We start from the raw sequence: 16,537 nt of genomic DNA, 5'->3' as shown, positions 1-16,537 counted from the left end.
CCGTGACCCTGCTGGAACACCACGTGCTCAACCCCGCCACCGAGGAGGTGGTGGCCACGGTCGCCGCCTCCACCGAGGCCGACGTGGACACCGCGGTCGCCAAGGCGGCGAAGGCGCAGGCGGGCTGGGCGGCCCTGGCCCCGGCGGACCGGGCGCGACTGCTGCGCCGGTTCGCCGCGGTGGTCGACGAGCACATCGAGGAGCTCGCCCGGCTCGAGGTCCTCGAGGCCGGCCACACGATCGGCAACGCCCGCTGGGAGGCCGGCAACGTCCGCGACCTGCTCGACTACGCGGCCGGTGGCGTCGAGCGGCTGAACGGGCGCCAGATCCCCGTGCCCGGCGGGCTCGACATCACCATCCTCGAACCGCTCGGCGTGGTCGGTGTCATCGCCCCGTGGAACTTCCCCATGCCCATCGCCGCATGGGGCACGGCCCCGGCGCTGGCCGCGGGCAACGCCGTCCTGCTCAAGCCCGCCGAGACCACTCCGCTCACCGCCCTCAGACTCGCCGGACTCGCCCTGGAGGCGGGGCTGCCGGAGGGGATCCTCCAGGTCCTGCCCGGCGCGGGGAAGGTCGCCGGGAACGCCCTGGTCGAGCATCCCGCGGTGGCGAAGATCGTCTTCACCGGGTCCACGTCCGTCGGCAAGCAGATCATGGCCAAGTGCGCCGACCGGGTGAAGCGGGTGACGCTGGAGCTCGGCGGCAAGAGCGCCAACGTCGTCTTCGCCGACTCCGATCTGGAGTCGGCCGCTGCCGCCGCCCCGATGTCGTTCCTCGACAACGCCGGCCAGGACTGCTGCGCGCGCACCCGCATCCTCGTCCAGCGCTCCGTGCACGACCGGTTCCTGGAGCTGCTGGAGCCCGCCGTGCGGGCGGTCGTCGTGGGCGACCCGGCCGACGAGAGGACCGCGATGGGTCCGCTCATCTCGGCCGTCCAGCGCGACCGGGTCGCCTCCTACCTGTCGGACGGCGTTCCCGTGGCGATCCAGGGCGAAGCACCCGGTGGCAAGGGCTTCTGGTTCCCGCCCACCGTGCTCGCCCCCGAGGACCCGGGCGCCCGGGTCGCCGTCGAGGAGGTGTTCGGCCCCGTCGCGGTCGTGATCCCCTTCGAGGACGAGGCGGACGCGGTGCGGCTCGCCAACGCCACCGACTACGGGCTGTCCGGCTCGATCTGGACCCGCGACGTCGGCCGGGCCGTGCGTGTCTCGCGCGCCGTGGCCGCGGGCAACCTTTCCGTCAACTCCCACAGCTCGGTCCGCTACTGGACCCCGTTCGGCGGCTACAAGCAGTCCGGCCTCGGCCGTGAACTCGGCCCCGACGCCCTGACCGCCTTCACCGAGACCAAGAACGTCTTCATCAGCACGGAGTCCGCGTCCTGAAAGGACGGCGGCCCGCCACCGCGGGCACGCTCCTGCTCGCGTCACGCCCCCACGCCCCCACGCCAGATACGCTCCACGAGAGAAAGGCCGTTAAGTTGACCGACCAGAACCCCGTCTGCCGCCGCCTCGTCGGCCGCACCGCCGTCGTCACCGGCGCGGGCAGCGGCATCGGCCTGGCCACGGCCCGCCGTTTCGCCTCCGAGGGCGCCGATGTCGTCTGCGCGGACATCGACGACACCGCGGGCAAGGCCGCCGCCGACGAGGTCGGCGGCACCTACGTCAAGGTGGACGTCACCGACCCCGAGCAGGTGGAGGCGCTGTTCAGGACCGCCTTCGACACCTACGGCTCCGTCGACGTCGCCTTCAACAACGCCGGGATCTCACCGCCCGACGACGACTCCATCCTCACTACGGGGCTGGAGGCGTGGAAGCGCGTCCAGGAGGTCAACCTCACCTCGGTCTACCTGTGCTGCAAGGCGGCCCTGCCCTACATGCGGCGCCAGGGCAGGGGCTCCATCATCAACACCGCCTCCTTCGTCGCCGTCATGGGCGCGGCCACCTCGCAGATCTCCTACACCGCGTCCAAGGGCGGGGTGCTGGCGATGTCCCGCGAGCTCGGAGTGCAGTTCGCCCGTGAGGGCATCCGTGTCAACGCCCTGTGCCCGGGGCCGGTCAACACCCCGCTGCTGCGGGAGCTGTTCGCCAAGGACCCCGAGCGGGCGGCCCGCCGGCTCGTGCACATCCCGCTGGGCCGCTTCGCCGAGGCGGAGGAGATCGCCGCGGCCGTGGCGTTCCTGGCGAGCGACGACTCCTCGTTCATCACCGGGTCGGAGTTCCTCGTCGACGGAGGCATCGCGGGCGCCTACGTCACACCGGTCTGACCTGCCGTTCCGGGGAGGCCCGGCGGCCGCGCCGGGCCTCCCGGGAGCCGCTGGGCCCGGCCTGCCGTACCGTTTGCCCCGTGAGCATGACGACACCGCCCGGCTGGTACCCGGACCAGGGGCAGACAGGCAACGGCCCCGGCATCGAACGATGGTGGGACGGAAACGCCTGGACCGAGTACACCCGTACCACCGACCAGCCTCCGGTGCCGCCGGTGGGCCCCTACGGGCAGCCGGCGATGCCCGGTTTCCCGCCGCAGCCGCCGCCCGGCAACCGCAAGGGCGCGGTCATCGCCGCGGTGGTCGGCGGCGTCCTGCTCGTCGGCGCGGTGGCCGCCGGAGCGGCCGTGCTCCACAACGGCGACGGGGGCGGCAAGGCCAGTGCCGCGAAACCGGCTCCCACCGGCTCGTCCTCCGCGCCGAGCGCCCCGCCGTCCACTCCGGCGCCCGGCAGCGGCGAGCCGAGCACCGCGCCCCCGGCCGACCCGTCGGACGCGGCGGTCGACCACAGCGCCGGGATCAGCCTGCCCCTGCTCGACGGGTGGGAGAAGCGCGACACCAAGGACACGGGCAACGCCTACATCTCCACGGCCCCGTTCACCTGCGACACCACCCCGTCCAAGTCCTGCGTCAGCGCCGGGGTCTACACGGTGCCCGGGGCGGGAGCGGACGCCAAGCACGCGGCCGAGGCGGACATCGCCGCCAATGCCAAGTCCGCCTACGGCGAGATCAAGAGCCACAAGGAGACCAAGGCGGGCAAGGTCACCGTCGCCGGCCAGCCCGGGTACCTGGTGCGCTGGAAGCTGGATGTGGCGAAGGGGCCGGACGGCACCGTGCAGAGCGTGTCCTTCAAGTCCCCGACGACGGGGGCGCTTACCACCATCCGCTTCGGCTTCGACGCCACGGGCAAGGCGCCCGAGCTGTCCGTCATGGACGAGATCCTCAAGGGCGTCAAGACGGTGGGACCGACCAACGGGGTGTGAGACCCGGGGCGGGCGGGGACCGGGCCCGGCCGGGGGCGCCGGGCGGCCCGGTGAGCGGGCCCGGTGAGCGGCACGGGGGACGGGGAAGCGCGTCGGCCCGGGACCTACAGGAACGTTCTGCCCTCGCCCCGGTACGTCGGGACGCTCTCGCGCACCCGGTCGCCCTCGATCAGGTGCAGGGAGTCGAACCTCTCGCACAGCTCGCCCGCCTTAGCGTGGCGGAACCACACCTTGTCTCCGATCAGCAGATCGTCCGCCGCGGATCCCAGCAGCGGGGTCTGCACCTCTCCGGGACCCTCCTGCGGGTCGTACCTCAGCCCCTCCGGCAGGTGGGGCACGGGCAGACGGTGCGCGCCCGCCGCCCCCGACGCCGGATAGCCGCCGCCCAGGACCGTCACCACGCCGACGCCCGGCCGCCGCACCACCGGCTGAGCGAAGAGCGCGGCGGGACGCGCGCGGTACGAGGTGTAGTTGTCGAACAGACGGGGCTGGTACAGGCCGGACCCCGCGGCGATCTCCGTCACCGCGTCCTCGGCCGCCGTGTGCTGGACGCTGCCGGTCCCCCCGCCGTTGACGAACTCCAGATCCGCCACCGACCGGACCGCGGCCACCACCTCGGCGCGGCGCACGGCCAGCTCCCGCCGCGCCGTCGCCTGCATCAGCCGGATCGCCCGCGAGTACACCGGCCGCCCGGGGACCGCGTCGCCGACACCGGCGATGTGCCCCTCGTAGGCCATCAGCCCGACCAGCCGGAAACCCGGGCGCCGCACGACCGCCGAGGCCAGCTCGGCGACCTGCTCGGCCGTGCGCAGCGGGGAGCGCAGCGCGCCGATCCGAATCCGGCCGCCCAGCATCCGCAGCGACGTGTCCAGCTCCAGGCAGACCCTGATCTCCTCGCGCCCGCCCGCCCGGCTCGCGTCCACCAGGTCGAGCTGCGCGGGGTCGTCGACCATCACCGTGACCGAGGCGGCCGGCTTGGGGTCGCAGGCCAGCTCGGCGAAGCCCGACCGGTCCGCCGACGGGTAGGCGAGCAGGACGTCGTCGAAGCCCGCCCGAGCCAGCCACAGCGACTCGGCCAGAGTGAAGCCCATGATCCCGGCGAACCCGTCCATGGCCAGGACCGCCTCCAGCAGCGCCCGGCACCGCACCGATTTGCTCGCCACCCGGATCGGCTTGCCGCCGGCCCGGCGCACGAGGTCACGCGCGTTGTCCTCGAAGGCTTCCATGTCCACGACGGCCAGGGGAGCGTCCAGGTGAGCGGTGGCCCGGTCGTAGCGCGCCCGGTCGGCGGCGGGAGTCGGCATGGGCGAAGCCTGCCAGACCCGGTTACCGGGTGGTAGAGGCCTGACGTCACCGAGGTGGCCGCGCGGCGGCACGTTGAGCCAATAGAGTTGCGCGGAACGGGTCGGGATCTGGGGCGGAGGGGTGCTTGTGAGCACCGCGGCGGGGAGCGGGGGAGCCGAGGCGGACATCGTGCACAGGCTGTCGGCGCGGCGTGCGTACGCGCCCGCGCCGCCCGCCCGGGCGCCCGCACCTCCTGCGTACCCGCCACTGCCGGGCCGGCCGCCGCCTCCCGCACGCGACGACGGACGCGGCCGCCGCCGTGCCCCCCGCTCCCGCCGACGGGGCGGTGCGGCCGCCCTGTGCCTCGTCCTGGGCCTGGGACTGCTCGGCGGCGCGGCCGCGGGGAACTGGCTCGGCCCCGGCGCCGACGCCGCCGCGGCCGCCGAGGACCGTCAGGCCGCGGACTTCGAGGCCGCCCGCGCCGTGTGGCACAGCGTCCCCGTGGACAGCCTCCTCCCCCGGACGCTGCGCGGGATCGGGGCGGGCCCCGGCGGGGCGGACCGCACCTGGAAGCGGGCAGGCGTGGCCCCCGACAGCGCCTGCGGACCGGCGAAGGCGTTCGATCCGCTGCTGGAACAGGCGCTCGCGCCGGTCGGCTGCGCCCGGCTGCTGCGTGCCACCTACACCGATGTCACCTCCTCCTCGGTGATCACCGTCGGCATCCTCGTGACCGAGGCCGACCGGAAGCTCATGCGTGCGCTGGGGGACCGCTGGACCGAGCAGAGGCTGGGGGAGCGGGCCGATCTGAAGCCGCGCGCGCTGGCGTTTCCCGGCACCGCCGCCGAGGACTTCGGCGACCGGCAGAGGGCGAGCTGGACGGTGCGGGTGCGCACCGACACCCCGTTCGTCGTCTTCTCCGCGAGCGGGTTCGCGGACGGACGCGCGGCGGTGCCCCAGTCGGCGGCGAAGGCCATGGCCAAGGGGGCCACCTCACCGGCCGCCCAGGCGGGGCTCGGCCATGACGCCAGGGCGGTCGCCGTGCTCGTCGAGGCCCGGCTCACCAGGGCGGCCGAATCCGCCGCGCGGGACGAGGAGGGCCGCCGATGAGCGTGTTCCCGCACCGGTCGGCGCGGCTGCTGCCCACGCTCCTCCTGCTGGCCGCCACGGCGTTCACGGTGACGGCGGCGCAGGCCCCGGCCGCCCGCGCCGACGGGATCCGGGACAGCGAATGGGCGCTGGAAGCCCTGCACGCCGGGACGGCGTGGCGTACCACCAGGGGCGAGGGCGTCACCGTCGCCGTGATCGACACCGGCGTCGACAGCAGCCACCCCGACCTTCAGGGGCAGGTGCTGAAGGGCAAGGACATGGTCGGATTCGGCGCCCGCGCCGGTGACGGCTCCTGGGCCCGGCACGGCACCTCGATGGCCGGGATCATCGCCGGTCGCGGCCATGGCTTCGGCGGCCAGGACGGAATCACCGGGATCGCCCCCCGGGCGAAGATCCTCCCGGTGCGGGTCATCCTCGACGACGGCGACCCGCAGCGCAGGCGGGCGCGTGCCACCCGGGGATCGGCGCTGCCGCAGGGCATCCGGTGGGCGACCGACCACGGCGCCGACGTGATCAACCTGTCGCTGGGCGACGACAGCAAGTCCTCCCACCCGGAGCGGGAGGAGGACCGGGCGATCCAGTACGCCCTCGGCAAGGGCGTGGTCGTGGTCGCCTCCGCCGGAAACGGCGGCAAGGAGGGGGACAGGGCGTCGTACCCGGCCGCGTACCCGGGTGTGATCCCGGTGACGGCCGTCGACCGCCTCGGCAACCGCGGCGACTTCTCCACGCGGCGCTGGTACACCTCCGTGGCGGCGCCGGGCGTGGACGTGGTGATAGCCGATCCCGACCGGCACTACTACGAGGGATGGGGAACGAGCGCGGCGGCGGCCTACGTCTCGGGGTCGGTGGCGCTGATCCGCTCGGCGTACCCCGAGCTCGGCCCGGCCCAGATCAAGCGGCTGCTGGAGGCGACGGCGCGCAACACCCCGCGGGGCGGGCGCAGCGACGCCGTGGGCACGGGGCTCGTCGACCCGGCGGCGGCGCTGGAGCGGGCGCGCGTGCTCACCCCGCAGCCGCCGGTGCCCTCGGTCTCCGCCTACCCCCACCGGTACTTCGGCGCGGGCCCGGACACGGCGCGGGCGGACGCCTCGGGGGCCGGGGGCATGCCGGGCCTCCTGGTGAAGCTGTGCGCCGCCGCCGGGCTGGCGCTGTGCGTCGCGGCCGGGGTGCTGCACCTGCGCGGCAGGCGGGGGCGGCGGGCCTTCTGAGCCGCCGTAGCGCGGCCGGTAGGCTCGCCGGGTGGAGCTGAAGAACATCCCCGACCCGGGTTTCCCGGGCGACGAAGGCGCGGCCGACCCCGGGCTCGCCGAGGCACTGGCCCGGTACGCGAAGGACCCGGCGGCGGAGGCGGATGTGCTGGCCGCCCTGGCGGGCACACGGCTGCTGGTGCCGGTGGTGGCCGTGCTCGGCGAGGTCGAGCAGGGGCCGGACGGGCTGCGCCGGGAGAAGACCAGCGACATGGCGGTGCCCACGATCCGGGCCCGTGACGGCCGGGTGGCGCTGCCCGCGTTCACCTCGGTGGAGTCGATGTCCCGCTGGCGCCCCGACGCCCGCCCGGTGGCGGTGCACCTGCGCCAGGCCCTGGAATCGGCCTACCACGAGAAGGCCGACACCCTGCTCATCGACATCGCGGGCCCGGTGACCTATCAGCTCACCGGCCCGGCGATGCGCGCCCTGGCGCGGGGCCGCGAGGGTGCGGACGCCGTGACCGACCCGGCGGTCGCCGAAGCGGTCCGCTCCGCGGTGTCCCCCGAACCGGCCGTCCTGAGCGCCCACCTCCTGCCCGGAGACCCCACGACGGACGCCACCTTGGGCCTGGTCCTGGCCCCGGACGCCGCGGTGGAGGAAGTCGCCCGCCGAGTGGCGGCCGCCCTCGCCGCGGACGAGATCCTGCGCTCCACACTGGTCCAAGGCCTCAACCTGGCCGTCCTCCCGGCAGGCACCGAGGTCCCCGGCAACCCGGTCCACGTGCGCTGAGGGCGGGGGCGGGACGGCGACGCCGCAAGGGGGCCCACCGCCCGGCCCGCCTAGCCGTGGACCGGGCCGGTGAATTTCTCGCCGGGGCCCTGGCCCGGGTCGTCCGGGACGATCGAGGCCTCGCGGAAGGCCAGTTGCAAGGACTTCAGGCCGTCGCGCAGCGGGGCGGCGTGGTAGCTGCCGATCTCCGGGGCGCCGGCCGTGACCAGCCCGGCCAGGGCGGTGATCAGTTTGCGGGCCTCGTCCAGGTCCTTGTGGTCCGCGCCCTCCTCGGCCAGGCCCAGGTTGACCGCGGCCGCGCTCATCAGGTGCACCGCGACAGTCGTGATCACCTCGACGGCCGGAACGTCCGCGATGTCGCGGGTCATGTCGTCGAAGCCGGGAGCGGCGCCGTCGTCGGGGGTGGAGGCGGGGGAGTCGGTCATGGCACTCTTTCGGTGTAGCGGATCCGGCCCCCAGCCTAAGAGGCCCCGCCGCGCCGCCGCCTCCAGGCCCGGCGCGGCCGCCGCCTGCCGGGGGAATATCCGGAGCGCCCAAAACGCTGGTATGATCTGAGATCGACCGGTCGGGTGCTCGCGTACCCGGCCCGCAAGTGGAGGCTCCGATCTCCCACCTGGCCGACCCGAGGGTCGGCGGGTCCGGTCCGGCGGTTCGTGCCACACGGCATGTTCCCGCCCGTGCGCCCCGCGGCGAGCCGCGGCGGTGCTCCCGGTACGACAGGAGCCCCGCCAGCGACCGTTTCGGGGCATTTTCATTGCTCCGGGGTGGTTCGGTCGACCGAACCGAAGAGATCATTCACGCGGCCGTTCGCCGGACCGCCGCGTCGGTGCAACCTAGGAGGCCCCATCAGCGCCGAGCCCCGCATCAACGACCGGATTCGCGTCCCCGAGGTGCGACTCGTCGGTCCCAGCGGTGAACAGGTCGGCATCGTGCCGCTTGCCAAGGCACTTGAGCTGGCCCAGGAGTACGACCTGGACCTGGTCGAGGTCGCGGCGAACGCCAGGCCGCCGGTCTGCAAGCTCATGGACTACGGCAAGTTCAAGTACGAGTCGGCCATGAAGGCCCGTGAGGCGCGCAAGAACCAGGCGCACACGGTCATCAAGGAGATGAAGCTCCGGCCGAAGATCGACCCGCACGACTACGACACCAAGAAGGGTCACGTCGTCCGGTTCCTCAAGCAGGGCGACAAGGTCAAGATCACGATCATGTTCCGCGGTCGCGAGCAGTCGCGCCCGGAGTTGGGCTACCGACTGTTGCAGCGGCTGGCCGAGGACGTCCAGGACCTGGGCTTCGTCGAGTCCAACCCCAAGCAGGACGGCCGTAACATGATCATGGTTCTCGGTCCGCACAAGAAGAAGACCGAGGCGATGGCGGAGGCCCGCGAGGCCGCTGCCGCCCGCAAGGCCGAGCGTCAGGGCGGAACCTCCGGCGAGGACACCGCGGACACGCCGTCCGAAGCGCAGACCGAGGCACCGGCCGAGGCGTGACCCCCGGGTTGACACCCATGGCACCTCGGGGCCCCCGCCCCGAACCGCAAACGGAAACACGCGACGCTCCCGCACGACGTCCGACAGGGCGCAGCGGGAGCGCCACCGACGAGGAGAGAACGGCGACATGCCGAAGAACAAGACGCACAGTGGCGCCAGCAAGCGCTTCCGCCTGACCGGTTCGGGCAAGGTGCTGCGCCAGCGCGCAGGCCGCCGTCACCTGCTCGAGCACAAGTCGTCCACGCTGACGCGCCGTCTTGCCGGCAAGGTCGAGGTGGCACCGGCCGACGCCAAGAAGATCAAGAAGCTTCTCGGCAAGTGAAGCCCCGCCCTCGTGACCCGAGGGCGTGACATCCGACCGGGACCCAATCGAAACCGGACCGCGTGAGTCTCACCGCGGTCCTCGTCAAGGAGTACATCAGTGGCACGCGTCAAGCGGGCGGTCAACGCCCACAAGAAGCGCCGGGCAATCCTCGAGCAGGCCAGCGGTTACCGGGGCCAGCGCTCCCGCCTGTACCGCAAGGCCAAGGAGCAGGTCACCCACTCCCTCGTCTACAACTACAACGACCGCAAGAAGCGCAAGGGCGACTTCCGCCAGCTGTGGATCCAGCGGATCAACGCCGCCGCCCGTGCGAACGGCATGACCTACAACCGCCTGATCCAGGGTCTGAAGGCCGCCAGCATCGAGATCGACCGCAAGATCCTGGCCGAGCTCGCGGTGAACGACCCCAACGCGTTCGCTTCGCTGGTCGAGGTGGCCCAGAAGGCGCTGCCGAGCGACGTCAACGCCCCGAAGTCGGCCGCCTGAGCCACGGCCCGACCCGGCGCGCGCTTTCGGACCCGCAGGTGTTTCCCGCCTGCGGGTCCGCTGCTGTCCCGATCCGCTGCTCTCCCGATCCCCTTCCCCGATCAGGCGCCGCGCACCGGGCCCCTGCCCGCAGCCGGTCCCGGGTATCCGTTCCGAGTAGGAAGCCACGAGAAGCGAGCACCATGGCGAGCCCCGAGCTGACCTCCCCGCGTTCCTCCCGCGTCGCGGCGGCCCGCCGCCTGACCAGGCGGAGCTTCCGCGGCAAGGAGCGGCGCTTCATCGCGGAGGGCCCGCAGGCGGTCCGCGAGGCCGCGGCGCACGGCGGCCGCACCCTGGTGGAGCTGTTCGCCACCCCCGAGGCGGCCGAGCGGCACGCGGACGTCGTGGCCGGGGCCAGGGCGGCCGGCGCCGCCTTCCACCTGGCCTCGGACGAGGCCGTGGAGTCGATCTGCCAGACCGTGACCCCGCAGGGCATCGTCGGGGTCTGCCGTTTCATCGACTCCCCGTTCGAGCGGATCCTCGAGGCCCGCCCGCGCCTGGTCGCCGTCCTCGCCCATGTGCGCGACCCGGGCAACGCGGGAACGGTCCTGCGGTGTGCCGACGCCGCCGGCGCCGACGCCGTCGTCCTCACCGACGCCTCGGTCGACCTCTACAACCCCAAGGCCGTGCGGGCCTCGGTGGGCAGCCTCTTCCACCTGCCCGTCGCCGTCGGCGTTCCCGTCGAGGATGCCGTCGCCGGGCTGCGCGACGCCGGAGTGCGGGTGCTCGCCGCCGACGGAGCGGGGGAGCGCGACCTCGACGCCGAACTCGACGACGGCATGCTCGCCCGCCCCACCGCGTGGGTCTTCGGGAACGAGGCGTGGGGGCTTGCGGAGGAGACCCGCGCACTCGCCGACGAGGTGGTGCGGGTGCCCATCCACGGCAAGGCCGAGAGCCTCAACCTCGCCACTGCCGCCGCCGTGTGCCTGTACGCCTCCGCTCGCGCCCAGCGCGCTTCCTGAGGGTGCCGCAGCTTCGCGTCAACCCGGTAAGGTGACGACCCCGGGGGATCCCGGAAGGGGGTAGGCACGTGTTCGGTAAGGACAGCGCGAACGCCGGAGCCCGGCGTGGCGCCATTACCCCGGTTCGCCGGTCCGCCCAGCGGGTGTCCCAGGCCGCCTCGGTTCCGGGCACGAGCGGCGCCGCCGTCCACATGCGCACCCATGAGACGTACTCCTGCGGGGACTCGGACCCGGGCGCCTCGGCGGACGGCGACACCGAGGAGCACGAATCCGCCGGCGGCGACCAGCACCCCCCGGCCGCGGCCTTCGGCCTCGCCCAGCAGGGCATCACCGAGGACGACCTGCCCGACGGCCTCGTGATCGCCGACCAGGACGGCCGGGTCACCTGCTTCAACGCCGCCGCCTCCAAGATCACGGGACTGGCCCCGAACGACGTTCTCGGCCGCCCCATCGCCGAGGCGCTGCCACTGGAGGACATGGAGGGCCGCCGGTGGTGGTCCTGCGCCGACCCCTACGGCGGACTGCGCATCAGGGCGGGGCACCCCGAGCGCAATCTCCTCCTGCCGGGAGGACGCGAAGTCCTCGTCTCCGCCCGGTACGTGCGCACCCACCCCCAGGGGCCGGTGCGCCGTCTCGTTCTGGCCCTGCGCGGCACCGAGGCCCGCCGGCGCACCGAGCGCAGCCATGCCGAGCTGATCGCCACGGTCGCCCATGAGCTGCGCTCCCCGCTGACCAGCGTCAAGGGTTTCACGGCGACCCTGCTGGCGAAGTGGGAGCGGTTCACCGACGACCAGAAGCGCCTCATGCTCGAGACCGTCGACGCCGACGCCAACCGCGTCACCCGCCTCATCACCGAGCTGCTCGACATCTCCCGCATCGACGCCGGGCGGCTGGAGGTGCGGCGGCAGAAGGTGGACATCGTCAGCGCCGTCCACCGGCACGTGGAGGGCCATATCGCGGCGGGGCAGCGCCGGGAGCGGTTCGAGATCCGCGTCCACGACCATCTGCCGGACCTGTGGGCCGACCCCGACAAGATCGACCAGATCCTGGCCAACCTCCTGGAAAACGCGGTGCGCCACGGCGAAGGACGCGTCACCATCGAGGTGGAGCCCGTCGATCTGCGCGGCGGCGGATCCACGGAAGCGCGGCACGGCCAGGCCTCCCCCGTCGAAGCCCGGCACAGCGAAGCCCGGCACAGCGAAGCCCTCCCCACGGAGGGCCCCCACACAGAAGGCCCCCACACAGAAGGAACTGCCGTCACCGTGAGCGACGAAGGCCCCGGCATCCCCGAGGAGTCGATGAGCCGCGTCTTCACCCGCTTCTGGCGGGGCAGCAAGCGCGGCGGCACCGGCCTGGGCCTGTACATCGTCAAGGGCCTCATCGAGGCGCACGGCGGCGACGTCGCGGTGGGCCGCGCCCCCGCGGGCGGCGCGCAGTTCCGATTTACCCTGCCCGTCGGCGCCCCGGCCTTCATGGCCTGACCCCGCACCGACGGGCCGCCCCCAGCCCTCTGGGAGAGCCTCCGGGACCGCCCGGTGATCACACCGCGCGGCAGTTGTGCACAGATCGCCCATTAGACTCGATCCCTGCGTCGGCGCGCGCCGACCGAGCGCAGCGTGGCGGACCGAGGGGCCTCCCAGATCCGAGCAGGTCCGAGCAAGTCCCAGCAGGTCCGAGCACAGCCAACCGGGAGCACGGGAAGAGATGTCCGCACCTAACAAGTCGTACGACCCTGTCGAGGTCGAGGCACTGAAACCGGAAGAAGTCGCCCGCATGCGCGACGAGGCGCTGGCGGCGATCGCGGCCGCCGCCGACCTGGACGCGCTGCGCGAGGCGAAGGTCGCCCACACCGGGGACCGCTCCCCGCTGGCGCTGGCCAACCGGGAGATCGGTGCGCTGCCCCCGCACGCCAAGGCGGACGCGGGCAAGCGCGTCGGCGGCGCCCGCGGCCAGGTCAACCAGGCCCTCAAGGTCCGCCAGGAGGAGCTGGAGGCCGAGCGCGACGCCCGTGTGCTGGTCGAGGAGGCGGTGGACGTCACGCTGCCGTACGACCGCCGCCCGGCCGGCGCCCGCCACCCGCTGACCACCCTGGGAGAGCGGATCGCCGACGTCTTCGTGGCCATGGGCTACGAGGTCGCCGAGGGGCCAGAGGTCGAGGCCGAGTGGTTCAACTTCGACGCGCTCAACATCGCCCCGGACCACCCCGCCCGCACCATGCAGGACACCTTCTTCGTCGAGGGACCGGCCGACGGTGTGGAGAGCGGCATCGCCCCGAGGGCCGAGTCCGGCGTCGTGCTGCGCACCCACACCTCGCCCGTGCAGATCCGCAGCCTGCTGGAACGCGAGCCCCCGCTCTACGTCATCTGCCCGGGCCGGGTGTACCGCACGGACGAGCTCGACGCGACGCACACCCCCGTCTTCAGCCAGGTGGAGCTGCTGGCCGTCGACGAGGGCCTGACCATGGCCGACCTCAAGGGCACCCTGGACCACATGGTCAGGGCGCTGTTCGGTGAGGGACTGCGCACGAGGCTGCGCCCGTCCTACTTCCCGTTCACCGAGCCGTCCGCCGAGATGGACATGGTCTGCTTCGCCTGCCACGGCGAGTCGGTGGGCAACCCCGACCGCCCCTGCCGCACCTGCGGCAGCGAGGGCTGGATCGAGCTGGGCGGCTGCGGCATGGTCAACCCGCGGGTGCTGACCGCGTGCGGGGTCGACCCGGACAAGTACAGCGGCTTCGCCTTCGGGTTCGGCATCGAGCGGCTGCTGATGTTCCGCCACAACATCGAGGACATGCGAGACATGGTGGAGGGTGACGTTCGCTTCACCCTGCCTTTCGGGATGGAGATCTGATGCGGGCCCCGCTTTCCTGGCTGCGGGAGTACGTCGACCTGCCGGCCGGTGAGACCGGCCGCGACGTCGCGGCGAAGCTCATCGACGCGGGGCTCGAGGTCGAGACCGTCGAACAGCTCGGCACCGGCCTCAAGGGCCCCCTGGTCGTGGGCAAGGTCCTCGACATCGAGGAGCTGAGCGGCTTCAAGAAGCCCATCCGCTTCTGCCTGGTGGACGTCGGCGACGCCAACGGCACCGGTGAGCCGCAGGAGATCGTCTGCGGCGCCACCAACTTCCGGGCCGGCGACAAGGTCGTCGTGATCCTGCCCGGTGGCGTGCTGCCCGGAGACTTCCGGATCTCGGCGCGCAAGACCTACGGCCGCACCTCCGCGGGCATGATCTGCTCGGCCCGCGAGCTGGGCATGGGCGACGACCACGACGGCATCATCGTGCTGCCGCCGGAGCACGAGGCGGGCTCCGACGCCATCGGACTGCTCGAGCTCGTGGACGAGGTGCTCGACATCGCCGTCACCCCCGACCGCGGCTACGCGCTGTCCATGCGCGGCGTCGCCCGGGAGACCGCCACCGCGTACGGTCTGCCGCTGCGCGACCCCGCCCTGCTGGACGTTCCCGCGGCGAACGCCCTCGGACACCCGGTCGAGGTCGCCGACCCGGCGGGCTGCGACCGGTTCACCGCGCGTACGGTCGTCGGCCTCGACCCCGACGCGCGGTCACCGATCTGGCTTCAGCGGCGCCTGCAGAAGGCCGGGATGCGATCGATCTCGCTCACGGTCGATGTGACCAACTACGTGATGCTGGAGCTCGGTCAACCGCTCCACGCCTACGACCGCGCGAGCGTCGGCGGGCCGATCGGTGTGCGCCGCGCCAACCCCGGCGAGAAGCTCACCACCCTCGACGGCGTCAAGCACGTCCTCGACACCGAGGACCTGCTGATCACCGACGACTCCGGCCCCATCGGCCTCGCCGGTGTCATGGGCGGCGCCTCCACCGAGATCGCCGAGCCCGCCCGCGACCCGGAGACCGGCGAGGCCCTCGGCACCGCCGACGTCGTCATCGAGGCCGCGCACTTCGACCCGGTGGTCATCGCGCGCACCGCCCGGCGGCACAAGCTGTCCACCGAGGCGTCCAAGCGGTTCGAGCGGGGCGTGGACCCGGACGCGGCCTCCGCCGCCGCGCAGCGCACCGTGGATCTGCTCGTGCTCCTCGGCGGCGGCACCGCCGAGGAGGGCGTCACCGAGGTCGTCGCGCCCTCCGCGCGGCACACGATCAGCATGGCCGCCGACCACCCGGACAAGGTCGCCGGCACCGAGTACGGCCGCGAAAGCGTCGTCCGCCGCCTCCAGGAGGTCGGCTGCGACGTCTACGGCTCGGACGAGCTCGTCGTCACCGTGCCCAGTTGGCGGCCCGACCTCACCGACCCCAACGACCTCGCCGAGGAGGTCATCCGGCTCGAGGGCTACGAGAAGCTGCCCTCGACCATGCCGAAGCTCCCGGCGGGCCGCGGGCTCACCGAGGCGCAGCGGCTGCGCCGCAGGGTCGGCCGGGCGCTGGCCGGGGCCGGATACGTCGAGACGCTCAACTACCCGTTCATCGGCGAGGCGGTCTTCGACGCCCTGGGCCTGGACGCGGACGACGCACGCCGCGATGTGCTGCGCCTGGCCAACCCGATCTCCGACGAGGAGCCGGCGCTGCGCACCACGCTGCTGCCGGGCCTGCTCGCCGCCCTGCGCCGCAACGACGGGCGCGGGTCGCACGACCTCGCGCTCTTCGAGACCGGTCTGGTCTTCCGGCCGCGCGAGGGCGAGGTGACCAGCCCGCCGCCGCGCCTGCCCGTCGACCGCCGCCCGACCGACGACGAGATCGCCGAGCTCAACGAGGCTCTGCCGGACCAGCCGGTGCGGGTCGCGGCAGTACTCGCCGGGGCGCGTGAGCCCTCCGGCTGGTGGGGGGCGGGCCACCCGGCGACCTGGGCCGACGCGGTCGAGGCCGCTCGTGCCGTGGCGCGGGAGACAGGTGTGGAGCTGACCGTCTCGCGGGACCAGCACGCCCCCTGGCACCCGGGCCGCTGCGCCGCGCTGCGCGCGGGGGACAGGGTCGTCGGCCACGCCGGCGAGCTGCATCCGCGCGTCATCAAGGCGCTGCACCTGCCGGAGCGCACCTGCGCGATGGAGCTGGACCTCGACGCGCTCGCCGCGGCGGGGGACGGCCAGGTCACCGCGCCGCACGTGTCCACCTATCCCGTGGCCACGCAGGATGTGGCGCTGGTCGTGGACGCGGGTGTCCCGGCGGCGGACGTGGAGTCGGCCCTGCGCTCGGGGGCGGGTGAACTGCTGGAGTCGCTGCGGCTGTTCGACGTCTTCACCGGGGAGCAGATCGGGGAGGGCAGGAAGTCGCTCGCGTACGCCCTGCGCTTCCGCGCACCCGACCGGACGCTGACGGTCGAGGAGGCCACGGCGGCGCGTGACGCGGCGGTGGCGGCGGCCGCGGAGCGCACCGGCGCGGTGCTGCGCGGCGCCTGACCGGCGGCGCACGGCGTAACGACGGCGCACGGCGTGAACAGGGCGGTCCCTTCGGGGGCCGCCCTCTGTTTTCGCCGGTCTGGCCGGTCTCGGCGGGTCCGGCCGGTCTCGGCGGGTCTCGGCGGGTCTCGAACCCGTCTTCGCCGTCCCCTCTTCCGGAATGCGAGGGGCTGCCCTCGTCGGGCGGTCGCTTCATGGGGATTCGTATGGCCTTTTCGGGCGGCCCCGCCGAGGATTCTTCACTCGATGGGATGAACCGAG

At 73.4% G+C, this 16,537-nt stretch carries 15 protein-coding genes; 13 read left to right on the top strand and 2 right to left on the bottom strand.

Going from position 1 to position 16,537, the window contains the following annotated elements; translation table 11 throughout:
• The first annotated feature begins 2 nt into the window (after positions 1-2).
• The 3 genes from IEY86_RS05045 (at position 3) to IEY86_RS05035 (ending at position 3,243) form a co-directional block, all read left to right on the top strand.
• Positions 3-1,379 (top strand): aldehyde dehydrogenase family protein, encoded by a 1,377-nt coding sequence (locus IEY86_RS05045; RefSeq protein WP_373286952.1) that lies wholly within the window; start codon positions 3-5, stop codon positions 1,377-1,379.
• A gap of 95 nt (positions 1,380-1,474) precedes the next feature.
• Positions 1,475-2,260, top strand: coding sequence for a 3-oxoacyl-ACP reductase (locus IEY86_RS05040; protein WP_189130276.1), 786 nt, complete (start codon positions 1,475-1,477; stop codon positions 2,258-2,260).
• 86 nt (positions 2,261-2,346) lie between these two features.
• A complete protein-coding gene (locus IEY86_RS05035; RefSeq protein ID WP_229698169.1) occupies positions 2,347-3,243 on the top strand; it encodes a DUF2510 domain-containing protein in 897 nt (298 codons plus the stop codon).
• Positions 3,244-3,347: 104 nt separating this feature from the next.
• Here the strand turns inward: IEY86_RS05035 and IEY86_RS05030 are convergent, their stop codons facing one another.
• Entirely contained in the window at positions 3,348-4,547 is a 1,200-nt protein-coding gene (locus tag IEY86_RS05030) for an amino acid deaminase/aldolase (RefSeq protein WP_189130274.1), read from the bottom strand.
• A gap of 127 nt (positions 4,548-4,674) precedes the next feature.
• On the opposite strand from IEY86_RS05030, the gene IEY86_RS05025 reads away from it, so the two are divergent.
• The 3 genes from IEY86_RS05025 to IEY86_RS05015 are packed head-to-tail and all read left to right on the top strand — an operon-like array spanning position 4,675 to position 7,611.
• Positions 4,675-5,634: a hypothetical protein gene (locus IEY86_RS05025; RefSeq protein ID WP_229698158.1), complete on the top strand. Its 960-nt coding sequence runs from the start codon at positions 4,675-4,677 to the stop codon at positions 5,632-5,634.
• On the top strand, positions 5,631-6,842 hold the full coding sequence (mycP, locus tag IEY86_RS05020; protein WP_189130273.1) for a type VII secretion-associated serine protease mycosin: 1,212 nt from the start codon (positions 5,631-5,633) through the stop codon (positions 6,840-6,842). The genes IEY86_RS05025 and mycP overlap by 4 nt, the downstream gene beginning before the upstream one ends.
• A gap of 31 nt (positions 6,843-6,873) precedes the next feature.
• Positions 6,874-7,611 (top strand): SseB family protein, encoded by a 738-nt coding sequence (locus tag IEY86_RS05015; RefSeq protein WP_189130272.1) that lies wholly within the window; start codon positions 6,874-6,876, stop codon positions 7,609-7,611.
• 50 nt (positions 7,612-7,661) lie between these two features.
• Here the strand turns inward: IEY86_RS05015 and IEY86_RS05010 are convergent, their stop codons facing one another.
• Positions 7,662-8,036: a DUF1844 domain-containing protein gene (locus IEY86_RS05010; protein WP_189130271.1), complete on the bottom strand. Its 375-nt coding sequence runs from the start codon at positions 8,034-8,036 to the stop codon at positions 7,662-7,664.
• A gap of 420 nt (positions 8,037-8,456) precedes the next feature.
• On the opposite strand from IEY86_RS05010, the gene infC reads away from it, so the two are divergent.
• The 7 genes from infC to pheT all read left to right on the top strand — a co-directional run bounded on the left by infC (position 8,457) and on the right by pheT (position 16,276).
• Positions 8,457-9,098 carry a translation initiation factor IF-3 gene (infC, locus tag IEY86_RS05005; protein ID WP_189130356.1) on the top strand — a complete coding sequence of 214 codons (642 nt, stop codon included), beginning with the start codon at positions 8,457-8,459 and terminating at the stop codon, positions 9,096-9,098.
• 127 nt (positions 9,099-9,225) lie between these two features.
• Positions 9,226-9,420 carry a 50S ribosomal protein L35 gene (gene rpmI / locus IEY86_RS05000; RefSeq protein WP_189130270.1) on the top strand — a complete coding sequence of 65 codons (195 nt, stop codon included), beginning with the start codon at positions 9,226-9,228 and terminating at the stop codon, positions 9,418-9,420.
• Between the two features lie 99 nt (positions 9,421-9,519).
• A complete protein-coding gene (gene rplT, locus IEY86_RS04995) occupies positions 9,520-9,906 on the top strand; it encodes a 50S ribosomal protein L20 (RefSeq protein ID WP_189130269.1) in 387 nt (128 codons plus the stop codon).
• A gap of 182 nt (positions 9,907-10,088) precedes the next feature.
• On the top strand, positions 10,089-10,907 hold the full coding sequence (locus IEY86_RS04990) for a TrmH family RNA methyltransferase (RefSeq protein WP_189130268.1): 819 nt from the start codon (positions 10,089-10,091) through the stop codon (positions 10,905-10,907).
• A 191-nt stretch (positions 10,908-11,098) separates the two neighbouring features.
• Complete coding sequence (locus IEY86_RS04985) at positions 11,099-12,388, top strand: ATP-binding protein (protein WP_189130355.1); 1,290 nt, start codon at positions 11,099-11,101, stop codon at positions 12,386-12,388.
• Positions 12,389-12,611: 223 nt separating this feature from the next.
• On the top strand, positions 12,612-13,757 hold the full coding sequence (gene pheS / locus IEY86_RS04980) for a phenylalanine--tRNA ligase subunit alpha (RefSeq protein ID WP_189130267.1): 1,146 nt from the start codon (positions 12,612-12,614) through the stop codon (positions 13,755-13,757).
• Positions 13,757-16,276, top strand: coding sequence for a phenylalanine--tRNA ligase subunit beta (gene pheT, locus IEY86_RS04975; protein WP_189130266.1), 2,520 nt, complete (start codon positions 13,757-13,759; stop codon positions 16,274-16,276). The genes pheS and pheT overlap by 1 nt, the downstream gene beginning before the upstream one ends.
• Positions 16,277-16,537: the final 261 nt, after the last annotated feature.

Origin of the sequence: Wenjunlia tyrosinilytica, assembly GCF_014646055.1 — a bacterium.
GTDB lineage: Bacteria > Actinomycetota > Actinomycetes > Streptomycetales > Streptomycetaceae > Wenjunlia > Wenjunlia tyrosinilytica.
Note: the sequence above shows the minus strand (reverse complement) of the source record. Positions and strands in the feature narration are given on the sequence as shown.

What these genes read in the sequence shown, in the direction of transcription:
- IEY86_RS05010 (WP_189130271.1), bottom strand. Translation starts at nt 8,036, where the DNA reads ATGACCGACTCCCCCGCCTCCACCCCCGACGACGGCGCCGCTCCCGGC.
- pheS (WP_189130267.1), top strand. Translation starts at nt 12,612, where the DNA reads ATGTCCGCACCTAACAAGTCGTACGACCCTGTCGAGGTCGAGGCACTG.
- IEY86_RS05030 (WP_189130274.1), bottom strand. Translation starts at nt 4,547, where the DNA reads ATGCCGACTCCCGCCGCCGACCGGGCGCGCTACGACCGGGCCACCGCT.
- pheT (WP_189130266.1), top strand. Translation starts at nt 13,757, where the DNA reads ATGCGGGCCCCGCTTTCCTGGCTGCGGGAGTACGTCGACCTGCCGGCC.
- rpmI (WP_189130270.1), top strand. Translation starts at nt 9,226, where the DNA reads ATGCCGAAGAACAAGACGCACAGTGGCGCCAGCAAGCGCTTCCGCCTG.
- IEY86_RS04990 (WP_189130268.1), top strand. Translation starts at nt 10,089, where the DNA reads ATGGCGAGCCCCGAGCTGACCTCCCCGCGTTCCTCCCGCGTCGCGGCG.
- IEY86_RS05035 (WP_229698169.1), top strand. Translation starts at nt 2,347, where the DNA reads ATGACGACACCGCCCGGCTGGTACCCGGACCAGGGGCAGACAGGCAAC.
- mycP (WP_189130273.1), top strand. Translation starts at nt 5,631, where the DNA reads ATGAGCGTGTTCCCGCACCGGTCGGCGCGGCTGCTGCCCACGCTCCTC.
- IEY86_RS04985 (WP_189130355.1), top strand. Translation starts at nt 11,099, where the DNA reads ATGCGCACCCATGAGACGTACTCCTGCGGGGACTCGGACCCGGGCGCC.